Origin of the sequence: Rhodococcus sp. ARC_M12, assembly GCF_022810385.1 — a bacterium.
In the GTDB taxonomy this organism is placed as follows: Bacteria; Actinomycetota; Actinomycetes; order Mycobacteriales; family Mycobacteriaceae; genus Rhodococcoides; species Rhodococcoides navarretei.
The window spans coordinates 76,174-89,913 of record NZ_JALGQI010000019.1 but is presented as its reverse complement, the minus strand read 5'-3'; the positions used below and the strand labels follow the sequence as shown (position 1 = coordinate 89,913).

Sequence of the window (13,740 nt, the reverse complement as noted above, 5' to 3'; positions counted from 1 at the left end):
TGTGCACGGAACTTCGTAGCCCACTACGAAGTTCCGTGCACATGCGCGAAGCGCTTACCGGCCCTTCTTGATCGCCTCGAATACCTTCGGGTCGACGAGGGTGGAAACGTCACCGAGTTCGCGGCCTTCGGCCACGTCGCGCAGCAGGCGGCGCATGATCTTGCCCGATCGGGTCTTGGGCAGTTCGGGGACGATGGAGATCTCGCGTGGTCGGGCGATCGGTGAGATCTCCTTGGAGACCTGGGCTTTGAGTTCGGCGATCAACGCGTCGCCGGTGTTCTCCTCGCCGGCCCGAAGGATGACGAACGCGACGATGCCCTGTCCGGTTGTGTCGTCGGCGGCACCGACGACTGCGGCTTCGGCGACACTGTGGTGGGTGACCAGTGCCGATTCGACCTCGGAGGTGGAGATGCGGTGGCCGGAGACGTTCATGACGTCGTCGACGCGGCCGAGGACCCACAGGGCGCCGTCGTCGTCGTACTTGGCGCCGTCGCCGGCGAAGTACCAGCCCTCTTCGGCGTAGCGCGACCAGTACGTGTCTTTGTACCGCTCCATGTCGCCCCAGATGCCGCGCAGCATCGACGGCCACGGCTCGTCGAGGACGAGGTATCCGTTGCCGCCGTTGCCGAGTGGCTTGGCGTCGTCGTCGACGATCTTGGCGGAGATGCCGGGCAGCGGGGCCATCGCGGAGCCGGGCTTGGTGGCGGTGACGCCGGGCAGCGGGGAGATCATGATCGCGCCGGTCTCGGTCTGCCACCAGGTGTCGACGATCGGGGCGGTGCCGCCGCCGACGACGTCGCGGAACCAGCGCCACGCCTCGGGGTTGATCGGCTCACCGACGGAACCGAGCAGGCGGATCGAGGACAGATCGTGTGCCTCGGGAATCTCCTTGCCCCACTTCATGAACGTGCGCACGAGGGTGGGGGAGGTGTAGTAGATCGAGACCTTGTACTTCTCGATGACGTTCCAATGCCGGTGCTCGTCGGGCGAATTGGGTGTGCCCTCGTACACGACCTGGGTGGCGCGGTTCGAGAGTGGGCCGTAGACGATGTAGGAGTGTCCGGTGACCCAGCCGATGTCGGCGGTGCACCAGTAGACGTCGGTGCCTGCTTTGTGGTCGAAGACGTTGTGGTGGGTGTACGAGGTCTGGGTCAGGTAGCCGCCGGAGGTGTGGATGATGCCCTTGGGCTTACCCGTCGTGCCGGAGGTGTAGAGGATGAACAGTGGGTGCTCGGCCGGGAACGGCTGCGCCTCATGCTCTTTCGATGCCTTCGCGACGGTCTCGTGCCACCACAGGTCGCGTCCTTCGGTCCAGGCGACGTCGGAGTCGGTGCGCTTGACGACGAGGACGTGTTCGATCGAGGCTGCTCCGTCGACGGCTTCGTCGACGGTGTCCTTGATGGGGGCGGGCTTGCCGCGTCGCCATTGACCGTCGGTGGTGATGACGAGCTTGGCTTCGGCGTCGTCGATGCGTGAGCGCAGTGCCGTGGCGGAGAAGCCGGCGAAGACGACCGAGTGGGTCAGGCCCAGGCGAGCGCAGGCGAGCATCGAGACGATGGCCTCGGGGATCATGGGCATGTAGATCGCGACGCGGTCGCCGGAGACGAGGCCGAGTTCGGTCAGGGTGTTGGCGGCTTGGCTGACGTCGGCGAGCAGAGCGGCGTAGGTGACGTCTCGGCTGTCGCCTGGCTCGCCCTCCCAGTGAATGGCGACCTGGTCGCCGTGGCCGTCGACGACGTGGCGGTCGACGCAGTTGTAGGCGACGTTGAGCTCGCCGTCGGCGAACCACTTGGCCACGGGGGCGTCGGACCAATCGAGTACCTCGGTGAACGGGGTGTGCCAGTGGAGTCGGCGAGCCTGTTCGGCCCAGAAGCCGAGTCGATCCTCTTCGGCGGCGGCGTAGAGCTCGGCTCCGGCGTTCGCCTGAGCCGAGAACTCGGCCGAGGGTGCGTAGGAGGCAACCGCGGTCTCGTCGGTTCCGGAGGTACTGGTCGTCATCTCGAATAGCTCACTTTCGTCCGGTGCATTTCGCTCATGAAACTGCACTTCCGTGCCGGTCTCGAGCCCCTTGTGAGGGTAGTCACATGTGATCGCAATCGCACCGTTGCAATCGCCTGCAACCCCCTGATCTGCGGTGATCGGTAGTTTCTGCACGATGGGCGGTCATCGTGGTTCTCGGCGAGCCGCCCCGGCGACGCGGATGTCCGAAGTGTGAGAAATCGACTTGCCGAAACGTTTCGATCATGTTTCCGGCTTACTCACGGGTCAGCAAAAACTGGGGGAGTTCACATGTTCGTTTCAGGATGTGTCTAAAGTCCATTCCATCAGATCGTTGGAACGGCCCACCTGCCGTGCCATGCGGTCGCCCACGAAACCCCGGGCGTCGCGCCCGAGGAACTGAGCACGGACGACCCCGTGTTCACATCTGGATGGAGGATTTCCTTGCGTATCAAACGTGCCGCGGTAGTCACCACGGCTGTGCTGATGAGTGCGAGCCTGCTCGCCGCCTGTGGCGGCGGGGGCTCCGGCTCCGGCGGTAGCGCCGACGGTATCTACAGCATCTACATCGGCGAGCCCGAGAACCCGCTGATCCCCGGCAACACCACCGAGAGCGAGGGCAGCCAGGTTCTCGAGGCGCTCTTCACTCCGCTGGTCACGTTCAACGACGAGGACAACAGCGTCGAGTACAACGGCGTTGCCGAGTCCGTCGAGTCCGAGGACAACACCACCTGGACCGTCAAGCTCAAGGACGGTTGGACCTTCCACGACGGCACCCCCGTCACGGCCGAGTCCTACACCAAAGCCTGGAGCTACAACGCGTTGAGCACCAACGCTTTCGGTGCCTCCTACTTCTTCGAGAACATCGAAGGCTACGCAGACCTGCAGGGCAGCGACACCACCGAGCCCGTCGCGACCGAACTGAGCGGCCTGAACGTCGTCGACGACACGACCTTCACCGTCCAGCTCACCGGACCGTTCGCGATCTTCCCGCTCACGCTGGGATACACGGCATTCGACCCGCTGCCCGAGGCGTTCTATGCCGACCCCGACGCCTACGGCGCTCGCCCGATCGGTAACGGCCCGTTCAAGGCCGACGAGGACTTCGTTCCCGGACAGGGATTCACCGTCACCAAGTACGACGACTACGCAGGCGACAATGCGGCACAGTCCGCAGGCGTCAACTTCAAGGTCTACACCGAGGTGAGCACCGGCTACAACGACGTTCAGGGTGGCGGACTCGACGTCATGCTCGACCTCCCCGAGGACGCGTGGGCCACTGCCCGCGATACGTTCGGTGACCGTTACGGTGAGCGTGCTCGCCCCGACATCACCTCGCTCGGCTTCCCCACCTACGATCCGCGCTTCCAGGATCCGAACGTGCGCAAGGCGTTCTCGATGGCCATCGATCGCCAGGCCATCGCGACCGCGATCTTCACCGATACCCGCACTCCGGCAGGATCTTTCGCCTCTCCCGTCGTCGACGGCTACCGCGAGGACGCCTGCGGTGCCAACTGCGAGCTCAACGCGGACGAGGCCAACCGCCTGCTCGACGAGGCCGGATTCGATCGCAGCCAGCCGGTGGACCTGTGGTTCAACGCCGGTGCAGGCCACGATTCGTGGATGACTGCGGTGGGCAACCAGTTGCGTGACAACCTGGGCGTGAACTACGCACTGCGCGGCGATCTCCAGTTCGCGCAGTACCTGCCGCTGCAGGACGCCCAGGGTATGACCGGCCCGTTCCGCTCGGGTTGGATCATGGACTACCCGTCGATCTACAACTTCCTGTCCCCGTTGTACTCGGCAGCCGCAACCCCGCCGGCCGGTAGCAACTACGTCTTCTTCAACGACCCGGCATTCGACGCCGCGTTGGCCGAGGGCAACAACGCAGAGGACATCGACGCTGCAACAACGGATTACCAGAAGGCCGAGGACATCCTGATCGATCAGATGCCCGCGACCCCGCTGTTCTACGGCCTGAACCAGGCCGTGTGGTCCGACCGCGTCTCCGACGTCAAGATCGACAACCGAGGCAACATCATCCTCGAGGACGTCGTAGTCAGCTGACGACGCACCCAGGTGGGTGGCAGCCGAGTGTGATCGGTTGTCACCCACCGGGTCTCGTTCAACCGTGGGGCGTAGCCGTCCCACACCGACCTGCGCCGGCAAGACCCGAGGCGCAGGTTCGTCCCTTGTTCAAGGAGAAGACACACAGTGGGTCGCTACATCACTCGCCGATTACTGCTGACGATTCCCGTCCTGATCGGCTCCTCGTTCTTGATCTTCGCGATGGTCTACGCGCTGCCGGGTGATCCCATCCGCGCCCTTGCCGGAGATCGTCCCCTCGCCCCCGGCGTCGTCGCCCAGCTGCGAGATGAGTTCAACCTCGACGACAACCTGTTCGTCCAATACTTCAAATACATCGCCGGCTTCTTTCAGGGCGACTTCGGAACCGACTTCTCCGGACGCCCCGTCCTCGACACCATCGAGCGGGCACTTCCGGTCACGGTCCGATTGACCATCGTGGCCGTCGTCATCGAGACCATCATGGGTATCGCCGCAGGCGTGCTCGCCGCCCTCAAGCGCGGATCCTTCTTCGACAACCTGGTGCTCATCTCGACGACGCTGCTGGTGTCGGTGCCGGTGTTCGTTCTCGGCTTCATCGCCCAGTTCACCCTCGGTCTCAAGTTGGGGCTCTTCCCGATCTCCGGCATCAACGACGGCTGGTCGAGTTACCTGCTTCCCGGATTGGTGCTCGCATCGCTGTCGATGGCCTACGTGGCTCGTCTGACGCGCACCTCGGTGGCCGAATCGATGGCTGCGGACTACATCCGCACCGCGAAGTCGAAGGGAATCAGCAATAGGCGCATCATCGTGCGACATGCGTTGCGCAACTCGCTGATTCCCGTTGTCACCTTCATCGGCGCCGATGTCGGTGGCCTGCTCGGAGGCGCCATCGTGACCGAGACGGTGTTCAACCTGCCCGGTCTCGGCCGCGCGATCTACGACGGCCTGGCCCGCCAGGAAGGTGCCGTCGTCGTCGGCATCGTGACGCTCTTCGTGTTCTTCTACATCTTCTTCAACCTCGTGGTGGACGTTCTCTACGCGGTACTCGATCCAAGGATTCGCTATGAATAAAGAAGATTCGAGCGCAGCTCAGCACGCCGCAGACGAGGGCCAGCCCGGTAACGTCGTCACCGGCGAGGCCGTCGAGTTGGTCGGTCAGGCCAGCCTGTGGGGCAACGCGTGGAAGTTCTTGCGTAAGAGCCCGTTCTTCATCATCGGCACGTTCCTGCTGCTGGTGCTGTTGGTGATGGCGGTGTTCCCGCAGCTGTTCGCCCGCGGCATCGACCCGCGAGTGTGTTCGCTGTCGAATTCCGGTCAGAAACCCAGTGCAGCACACTGGTTCGGCACCGACATCCAGGGCTGCGACTACTACGCCAACGTCATCTACGGTGCGCGGATCTCGCTGTCCATCGGTGTGCTCTCGGTGATCGGCGTGCTGATCATCGGCGTTCTGATCGGTGCTCTCGCCGGCTACTTCGGCGGTGCGATCGACAGCATCCTGGCACGCTTCACCGACGTGTTCTTCGGGATTCCGCTGTTGCTCGGTGCCCTGATCCTGCTCACCGTCACCGCCCAGCGCACCATCTTCACCGTGTCGTTGGCCCTGGTGGCCTTCGGTTGGATGACGGCGATGCGCCTGGTGCGATCGTCGGTGATCTCGATCAAGAACAGTGAATACGTCCAGGCGGCACAGGCATTGGGAGCGTCGACCTACCGCATTCTGGTGCGACACATCCTTCCCAACGCGCTGGCTCCGGTGATCATCTACGCCACCATCTCGGTGGGTACGTTCATCGCGGCCGAGGCGACATTGACGTTCCTCGGAATCGGATTGCAGGCGCCCGAGATCTCCTGGGGCCTACAGATCAACCTCGGCCAGGCCAGGTTCCTGACGGCACCGCACCTGGTGCTGTTCCCGGCCGCGTTCCTCTCCGTCACGGTGCTCGCGTTCATCATGCTCGGTGACGCACTCCGTGACGCACTCGATCCGAAACGGAACTGACATGGGCATCCAGAAGGACACGGTCCTGACCGTCACCGATCTGACGGTCGAGTTCGAGGTCGAGAAGGTCTGGCGCAAGGCCGTCGACACCGTCTCGTTCTCGGTCGCTTCCGGCGAGGTGCTGGCCATCGTCGGCGAATCCGGATCCGGTAAGTCGACGACGGCGATGGCCGTCCCGGGCCTGCTGGCCGATAATTCGCGGGTGTCGGGCAGCATCAAGCTCGGCGAGAAAGAGCTGGTCGGGCTACCCGAGAAGCAGCTTGCACCCATTCGCGGCAAGAATGTGGCGGTCATCTTCCAGGAGCCGATGACGGCTCTCAACCCGGTCTATTCGATCGGCTGGCAGATCACCGAAGCCATCCGTGCCCACACCTCGCTGTCGAAGAAGGAAGCGAAGGCGCGGGCCGTCGAGCTCCTGAAGCTCGTCGAGATGCCGGATCCGGAGACGCGGGTCAACTTCTACCCGCACCAGCTCTCCGGTGGTCAGCGTCAGCGCGCCATGATCGCTCAGGCTCTGTCCTCGGACCCGTCTCTGCTGATCGCGGACGAGCCGACCACCGCCCTCGACGTGACGGTGCAGGCCGAGATTCTCGACCTGATGCGCGATCTGCGTAACCGCATCGACGCGTCGATCGTGCTGATCACCCACGACATGGGTGTGGTGGCAGACATGGCCGACCGCATCGCGGTGATGAAGGACGGCGTCATCGTCGAAACGGACGCTGCGCAAACCATATTCAAGAATGCGTCGCATCCGTACACGCAGCAGTTGCTCGCCTCGGTTCCGCACCTGGGCAGCAGCATCGAGGCCGTGGCAGCCGGGAAGATCGCCGAGCCCAGTGCCGTCGAGGACACCCGGGCACTGAGCATCGTGGACGGTGTCATCGAGTACCCGGGTCGCACCGTGTTCCGGGCCGTCGACGGGGTCAGCCTCGATATCGAGATGGGTGAGGTCGTCGGTCTCGTCGGCGAATCCGGCTCGGGTAAGTCCACGATCGGCAAGGCCGTGGTGGGACTGAACAAGCTCACCGGCGGCTCGTTGTCGATCGCGGGGGTCGACATCACAAACCTGTCGAATCGTGAACTGCGTTCGGTGCGGAGCAAGGTCGGCATCGTGTTCCAGGATCCGGGTTCGTCGCTGAACCCGCGCTGGCCGATCGGACAGTCGATTGCCGAGCCGATGCTGTTGCACACCGAGCACAGTGCGGCAGACCGAAATCGCAAGGTCGAGGAACTGCTCGACCGGGTTCACCTGTCGCGGACCATGCGCAACCGATACCCCCACCAGCTGTCGGGTGGGCAGCGTCAGCGCGTCGGTATCGCCCGTGCGCTCGCCCTGGAGCCGACGCTGCTGGTGGCCGACGAACCCACGTCAGCACTCGACGTGTCGGTCCAGGCCAAGGTACTCGAGCTGTTCAAGGAACTGCAGCGGGAGTACGGATTCGCGTGCTTGTTCATCAGCCACGACCTCGCTGTCGTGGAGGTGCTGGCAAAGCGCATCGCGGTGTTGAACAAGGGCAAGTTGGCGGAGTTCGGTACGACGGATCAGATTCTGCGTCGCCCGACCAACGAGTACACCAAGCGGTTGCTCGCGGCCGTCCCGGTGCCCGACCCGGCCGAACAGGCCAAGCGTCGTCAAGCCCGCGCCGAGCTGTTGGCGGCAGGGGCGAAGTAGGGGGTAAGGGGAGGGGGTACCGTCGTCTGTCGTGACGGACCCCCTCGCCCCGCTGCTGCAACTGCCCGGAGTTCTCGACTCCGCCGAACGTGCTCGCGACGCCCTCGGCGCGGTGCATCGGCACAAGGCCAACCGCCGCGGCTGGCCGGCGACCGCGGCCGAGGCCGCTGTTCGGGCAGCTCGTTCGTCGTCGACGCTCGAGGGCGGTTCGATGGACTTTCCCCGCGAGGGCGAGGAAGGTGACCCCATTCTCGCCGGTGCGTTGCGGGTCGCGGCCGCTCTCGACGGTGATGCGCTGCAGAACACGCTCTCGACGTGGAAGCGCGCACCGTTGCAGACCCTCGCACGACTCCACCTGTTGGCAGCAGCCGACCTCGTCGACGACGCGTCCGAGCTCGGTCGTCCCCGGGGTGACGCCGGTGTCGGCGAGCGACTCGACCTGCTCGCTCAGCTGGTGACCGGTGGAACCTCTGCGCCTGCCCCGGTGATTGCAGCCGTGGTGCACGGTGAATTGTTGACGCTCAAAGCTTTCGGATCCGCCGACGGCGTCGTTGCGCGCGCTGCATCGAGACTGGTCGCGGCGTCGTCGGGATTCGACCCCCACAACCTCGGGGTGCCGGAAGTGAGCTGGATGCGTCGGGCAAATGCCTACCGAGACGGCGCGACGGGATTCGCCGAGGGCACCGCCACCGGCGTCGGGAGTTGGGTGATCCTGTGCTGCGGAGCATTCGAAGCCGGTGCAGCAGAAGCGACTTCGATTGCCGAAGCTGCGGTATAGCCCACGCACGTAAAAGGGCGGCGATGTCGACTTGCGTCGACGTCGCCGCCCGTTAGCACGGAGCGCCTGGTTACCAAGCGTGCTCAGGTGGGCTGTGGTGGAAAACCACGTGGCCTCGGCGAAGGTTCGACGGTGATGAGGTCATCCCTGCAACCGGTGCAGGGTTCTTGCTGATCGTCGACGAATCTCGCAGGCCCACAGCGCTTCTGCCATTAGGTGGCCGCTCCGCGTGGGTGCCTGGTGTCCGTGCTGGGAAGGGCGGTCGGGAGAGCGAATCTTCTCTTCCGATTCGATCTTGGCCTTCCGTTCTTCCGTACGTCATTTGTACCCCGTGACGCGCCTCACATCAAGGGGTTGAGCCTCATCGTTTTCTACGGAGTAGTCCGTAGGTGACCAGACCGGCGGCCAGTGCACTGAAACTTGCTGCGGCACTGACCGCTACGGTTTTTCCGGATGGGGTCTGAATCCGTGATCGCAGCGAGACCGGGTTCGAGAAGGTGAGGATCGGCCATCCGTTGGAGGCGGCCTCCTTGCGCAGCGCACGATCGGGGTTGACGGCCGTCGGGTGTCCGACGGCGCGCAGCATCGGAACGTCGGTGATCGAATCGGAGTAGGCGTAGCTCGACGTCAGATCGTAATCATGTTGTGCGGCCAGGGAGTTCATGGCGTCGACTTTTCCCGCGCCGTAGCAGTAGAAGTCGACCTCGCCGATGTACTTGCCGTCCACGGTCACCATCGTCGTGGCCATACTGTGGTCGGCACCCAGCATTTCGGCAATGGGGTGGACGATCTCGTCGCCGGACGCCGAGACGATCACGACGTCGTGTCCTCGGAGCTTGTGATCGGCGATGAGGTCGGCGGCTTCTGCGAACACGAGGGGGTCGACGATGTTGTGCAGCGTTTCGGCGACGACGGCTCGCACCTGTTCGACATCCCACCCGGCGGTCATGCTCGCGATGTGGGCGCGCATGCGTTCCATCTGATCGTGATCGGCACCGGAGAGCAGGAACAGGAACTGTGCGTAGCTGCTCTTGAGGACCGCGCGTCGATTGATGAGTCCTTGGTCGAAGAACGGCTTGCTGAATGCCAGCGTGCTGGACTTCGCGATGATCGTTTTGTCGAGGTCGAAGAAAGCCGCGACGCGCACTGGGCGTCGGCCGGCCGGGGCGTCGTCGTTACTCGCGCTTTGGGTCACGTTTGTCACCATAGTGGCCGGTGGTGACCGGTGGATGTCGTGCGGTGACACTGGCGGACTCGGCTCGACACGGCCGAGAAAAACCGACGGTTGAACTTGCAAACAAGGACGTCCACGGGTGTAGTATTTTCTACGAGCCCGGTTCATTCCGGGCGGTGTTCAGCCCGACCCCCCGGGGCTGAACCAGACGACCCTCGCCTCCTCCCCCCCTGGCGAGGGTCGTCCTCTTTTCCGGGGTAGGCCGAAATTTGGTACAGCAGTACCGATATTCATCCACAGGCCCGAATCTATCCACATTTTCCCAAGTCGCGCGCATCTCGAGCACATTCTCACGCAGGCTTGGTGCCATGGAAACGGACTCCCGGCAACGAAGCGCACACCCGGCCGTGACGATGTCGATCGAACTCCGCGGCCTCCGCGAGGACGTGTATCGAATCGCTGCGGCCGCGGATTGTGTTGTGGAAGAGCAGAACTTACTGGTCGGTATCAGCTCGACGCGGTCGATCTGGGATCGCGCCGGGACTGTTCTGATCGATTTTGCGTCCGCCGAGACCGCTTTGTCGGCCGGATATTCGCGACGCGCGGGCGTCGTTCTCGTGACTGCTTCGACGCCGTCACTCGACGACTGGCGAACTGCCACCGCGCTCGGTGCCGAACATGTGATCTCGCTGCCCGCGGACGAGGATGTGTTGGTACGCATACTGGGCGAGCCGGCGTCGGCACCGACAGGAGACGGCGGAGTCATCGCCGTGGTCGGCGCGCGAGGTGGTGCGGGTGCATCGACGTTCGCAGCTGTACTCGGGCTCTGCGGTAGTCGCGCGAGCCGCCGCGCGCTGCTCGTCGAGGGCGACCGGTACGGCAGCGGGCTCGATCTGGTGCTCGGCTGGGAGAACACGCCCGGTCTCCGTTGGTCCGGGTTGGTCGTCGAAGGTGGTCGAGTATCCGCTGACGCCTTGCACGGTGCATTGCCCTCGCGGGACGGGCTGTCGGTGTTGGCGCTGGGCAGATCCGAGAACCGCAGCGTCGGGCTGACTGCCGTCGCTGTGACAGCTGTGCTCGACGCTGGACGCGCAGCAGGCGACCTGGTGGTGTGCGACGCCCCGCGCCATCCCAGCGACGTCTCCGACGCTGTGTACGACGCGGCGGACCTCGTCGCGCTGATGCTTCCGGCAGAGCTCCGTGCTGTGACCTCCGCCGAGGCGGTGGCCGCGTATGTGGCGGATCGAAATGCCAACGTCGGCCTCGTCGTGCGGGGGCCTGCGCCGGGCGGGCTTCGAGCGGACGACATCGCGGTGGCCCTCGAACTGCCGTTGTTGGCGTCGATGCGCGCCGAGCCCGGGTTGGCCGAGCGTCTGGAACGAGGGGGCCTGATGCTCGGTCGGCGTTCGCGATTAGCCGCTGCTGCGAACGAGGTGCTCGATACGTTCGCGCACAAGCCCGGTGGCCAGGGGTGGGCAGCATGAGTGCCGTCGTCACTGCGGAGCTGCTGGACCGCGTCCGTGATCGCTTGGCGGCTTCGGCCGTTGCCCCGGTCCCTGCTACCGTCGCCGCGGCCATTCGTGCGGAAGCGGGTGGGGTGCTCGGAGACACCGATATGCTTGCGGCCCTGCGTGTTCTGCAGACGGAGCTGACCGGAGCGGGCCCGTTGGAGCCACTGCTGTCCGAGCCGGGAGTGACCGATGTACTGGTCACCGCCCCGGATCAGGTGTGGATCGACCGTGGCCGCGGTCTCGAGCGCACCGAGGTTCGCTTCGTCGACGAGGCGGCAGTGCGTCGCCTGGCGCAACGGCTCGCGCTCTCGGCCGGCCGTCGACTGGACGATGCGCAGCCCTGGGTCGACGGTCGACTGCCGGGAGTGGGGCAGGGAGCGTTCGGCGTTCGCCTGCACGCTGTCCTGGCCCCGGTGGCGAGCGGGGGCACGTGTGTGTCTCTTCGGGTGCTGAGACCGGCGACTCAGGGGCTTGCAGCGCTGCGCGCATCGGGCGCCGTCACAGAAGACGGGTACGAGCTGTTGCGTCGAATCGTGTTGGGCCGCCTGGCATTTCTCGTTGTCGGAGGCACCGGCGCGGGAAAAACTACCCTCTTGGCCGCACTTCTGGGTGAGGTGGATCCAGCCGAGCGAATTGTCTGCGTCGAGGACGCGGCAGAGTTGGCACCTGCCCATCCTCACGTGGTTCGTCTGGTTGCGCGAGCGCCCAATGTCGAAGGTGTGGGCGAAGTATCGGTGCGGCAGCTGGTGCGTCAGGCGTTGCGAATGCGACCCGATCGACTCGTCGTCGGTGAGGTGCGCGGGGCGGAGGTCATCGACTTGATGACGGCTCTCAACACAGGTCACGACGGCGGAGCCGGCACCATTCACGCGAACTCGCCTGCCGAGGTACCCGCTCGACTCGAAGCCCTTGCAGCACTGGGTGGAATGGGGCGAGATGCGCTGCACAGTCAACTCGCCGCGGCGGTTCAGGTGGTGTTGCATGTCCATCGCAGCGCCGACGGTACTCGACGACTACGTGAGATCGGAGTGGTAGACGTCGATCCCACCGGGCGCGTCCACATCGCGGCGGCCTGGTCAGCGGATGCCGATGCGACGCCGGGCGAGGCTCAGCTCCTCGAACTGCTCGACCGTCGATGCGGAGATTCCCGATGACGGCCGCGCTGCTGGTCCTCGCTGCTGCAGTGAGCCTGTGGCCGAACGGTTTCCGTGAGTTGCCTCGTGCGGTACGAACGGCGCCCATCGTGCCGCGATGGATTGTGCCGGTGTGCTGCGCTGTGGTTGCGGCCGTGACGGTGTGGTTGTTCGGCGGAATCTGGGCCGTGAGCGCGGCAGCGGTGGCGGGTAGTACCGGTTGGCGGCGCTATCGTCGGCGACTCGAACGCGACCGGCGCGCCGACGAATTGAACTGGCTCGCAACCGGGGTCGAGGTGGTCATCGGCGAGCTCCGCGTCGGGTCCCATCCGGCCACGGCCAGCGCGGTTGCGGCGGATGAATGCGGCGGTATCGCGTCGGCAGCACTGCGCGGTGCGGCCTCGCGATCGAGGCTCGGTGGCCGACCGGCCGACGGCATCGCGTCCTCCGATCCGCTGCTGGACCCGGAGCTGAACCGATTGGCGGCTGCGTGGCGGGTGGCCGATGAGCACGGACTTGCACTTGCCGAGCTGCTCGATGCGGTCCGCGAGGACATGCTGGGACGCAGACGATTTCGTGAACGAACCGATGCCTCGCTCGCCGGTGCACGGGCTACTGCGTTGGTGCTGGCTGGTCTTCCGATCCTCGGCGTTGCACTCGGGCAGTTGATGGGTGCGAATCCGCTGCAGATTCTGCTCGGCGGTGGGCTCGGAGGGATGCTGCTGCTCATCGGCACGGCGCTGGGCTGCGCGGGACTGCTGTGGACGGATGCGATCACCGGCAAGGTCACGACGTGATGTGGGCGACGATGCTCTGTCTGGCAACGGCGTTGATCATGCTGCCCTCGGTCGCGGGCGGGTTGCGCAGGCTGGCACCCGAGAGCAGCCTCGATACCGACGCCGTCGATGCGCCGATACCCGATCCGCTCGCGGTGGCCACGACCTTCGATCTGCTCGCCGCATGTCTGCGGTCAGGCTTACCGATATCGACCGCCGCTGCGGCAGCGGCGCAGTCCGCACCTGCGTCGTTCGGTGTCGCGCTGCGCAAGGCAGCCGATCTGCTCGAACTCGGTGCCGATGCGCAGACCGCCTGGGACAGCGTCGCGCAGGATCCGGAGACCGAGGCTCTGGCCAGGATGGCACGGCGATCTGCCCGGGCCGGGTCGTCCATGGCGTCGGCGATGACGGAACTTGCTGCGACACAACGGACGCGGGCCGAGGATGCGTCGGCAGCCGCGGCCGAGCGTGCGGGTGTGCTGATCAGCGGGCCGTTGGGGCTGTGCTTTCTGCCCGCCTTCATCTGTCTCGGCATCATCCCCGTGGTGGTCGGACTGGCGGGCAACGTATTGGGCGGCGGTCTGCTGTGACCGCCGCGCACACACATGTCCGGTGCGGAGATGCCG

General features: G+C 65.1%; 11 protein-coding genes. 9 read left to right on the top strand and 2 right to left on the bottom strand.

Annotation, left to right across the window (positions count from 1 at the left end; translation table 11 throughout):
• Positions 1-54: 54 nt before the first annotated feature.
• Positions 55-1,998, bottom strand: coding sequence for an acetate--CoA ligase (gene acs / locus MTX35_RS21990; protein WP_243597011.1), 1,944 nt, complete (start codon positions 1,996-1,998; stop codon positions 55-57).
• Between the two features lie 444 nt (positions 1,999-2,442).
• On the opposite strand from acs, the gene MTX35_RS21985 reads away from it, so the two are divergent.
• The 5 genes from MTX35_RS21985 to MTX35_RS21965 all read left to right on the top strand — a co-directional run bounded on the left by MTX35_RS21985 (position 2,443) and on the right by MTX35_RS21965 (position 8,520).
• Positions 2,443-4,065, top strand: a complete 1,623-nt coding sequence (locus tag MTX35_RS21985; RefSeq protein WP_243597010.1) for an ABC transporter substrate-binding protein — start codon at positions 2,443-2,445, stop codon at positions 4,063-4,065.
• A gap of 147 nt (positions 4,066-4,212) precedes the next feature.
• On the top strand, positions 4,213-5,136 hold the full coding sequence (locus MTX35_RS21980; protein WP_094638620.1) for an ABC transporter permease: 924 nt from the start codon (positions 4,213-4,215) through the stop codon (positions 5,134-5,136).
• Positions 5,129-6,067, top strand: coding sequence for an ABC transporter permease (locus MTX35_RS21975; protein ID WP_243597009.1), 939 nt, complete (start codon positions 5,129-5,131; stop codon positions 6,065-6,067). The genes MTX35_RS21980 and MTX35_RS21975 overlap by 8 nt, the downstream gene beginning before the upstream one ends.
• A gap of 1 nt (position 6,068) precedes the next feature.
• Positions 6,069-7,742 (top strand): ABC transporter ATP-binding protein, encoded by a 1,674-nt coding sequence (locus tag MTX35_RS21970; RefSeq protein ID WP_243597008.1) that lies wholly within the window; start codon positions 6,069-6,071, stop codon positions 7,740-7,742.
• A 31-nt stretch (positions 7,743-7,773) separates the two neighbouring features.
• Positions 7,774-8,520: an oxidoreductase gene (locus tag MTX35_RS21965; RefSeq protein ID WP_243597007.1), complete on the top strand. Its 747-nt coding sequence runs from the start codon at positions 7,774-7,776 to the stop codon at positions 8,518-8,520.
• A 361-nt stretch (positions 8,521-8,881) separates the two neighbouring features.
• On the opposite strand, the gene MTX35_RS21960 is transcribed toward MTX35_RS21965, so the two are convergent.
• Positions 8,882-9,727 (bottom strand): HAD family phosphatase, encoded by an 846-nt coding sequence (locus tag MTX35_RS21960; RefSeq protein ID WP_243597006.1) that lies wholly within the window; start codon positions 9,725-9,727, stop codon positions 8,882-8,884.
• Positions 9,728-10,062: 335 nt separating this feature from the next.
• Here MTX35_RS21960 and ssd point away from each other — a divergent pair, with 335 nt between their 5' ends.
• From ssd to MTX35_RS21940, 4 genes are read left to right on the top strand one after another with little or no spacing between them, the layout of a single operon-like run.
• Complete coding sequence (gene ssd / locus MTX35_RS21955; RefSeq protein WP_243597005.1) at positions 10,063-11,178, top strand: septum site-determining protein Ssd; 1,116 nt, start codon at positions 10,063-10,065, stop codon at positions 11,176-11,178.
• Positions 11,175-12,359, top strand: coding sequence for a TadA family conjugal transfer-associated ATPase (locus tag MTX35_RS21950; RefSeq protein WP_243597004.1), 1,185 nt, complete (start codon positions 11,175-11,177; stop codon positions 12,357-12,359). Before ssd ends, MTX35_RS21950 begins: the two co-directional genes overlap by 4 nt.
• Complete coding sequence (locus tag MTX35_RS21945; RefSeq protein WP_243597003.1) at positions 12,356-13,135, top strand: type II secretion system F family protein; 780 nt, start codon at positions 12,356-12,358, stop codon at positions 13,133-13,135. The genes MTX35_RS21950 and MTX35_RS21945 overlap by 4 nt, the downstream gene beginning before the upstream one ends.
• The gene (locus MTX35_RS21940) at positions 13,132-13,704 is read left to right on the top strand and encodes a type II secretion system F family protein (protein WP_243597002.1); all 573 of its coding nucleotides are present in this window, start codon (positions 13,132-13,134) and stop codon (positions 13,702-13,704) included. Before MTX35_RS21945 ends, MTX35_RS21940 begins: the two co-directional genes overlap by 4 nt.
• Positions 13,705-13,740 lie beyond the last annotated feature (36 nt).

What these genes read in the sequence shown, in the direction of transcription:
- acs (WP_243597011.1), bottom strand. Translation starts at nt 1,998, where the DNA reads ATGACGACCAGTACCTCCGGAACCGACGAGACCGCGGTTGCCTCCTAC.
- MTX35_RS21975 (WP_243597009.1), top strand. Translation starts at nt 5,129, where the DNA reads ATGAATAAAGAAGATTCGAGCGCAGCTCAGCACGCCGCAGACGAGGGC.
- MTX35_RS21970 (WP_243597008.1), top strand. Translation starts at nt 6,069, where the DNA reads ATGGGCATCCAGAAGGACACGGTCCTGACCGTCACCGATCTGACGGTC.
- MTX35_RS21960 (WP_243597006.1), bottom strand. Translation starts at nt 9,727, where the DNA reads ATGGTGACAAACGTGACCCAAAGCGCGAGTAACGACGACGCCCCGGCC.
- ssd (WP_243597005.1), top strand. Translation starts at nt 10,063, where the DNA reads ATGGAAACGGACTCCCGGCAACGAAGCGCACACCCGGCCGTGACGATG.
- MTX35_RS21950 (WP_243597004.1), top strand. Translation starts at nt 11,175, where the DNA reads ATGAGTGCCGTCGTCACTGCGGAGCTGCTGGACCGCGTCCGTGATCGC.
- MTX35_RS21945 (WP_243597003.1), top strand. Translation starts at nt 12,356, where the DNA reads ATGACGGCCGCGCTGCTGGTCCTCGCTGCTGCAGTGAGCCTGTGGCCG.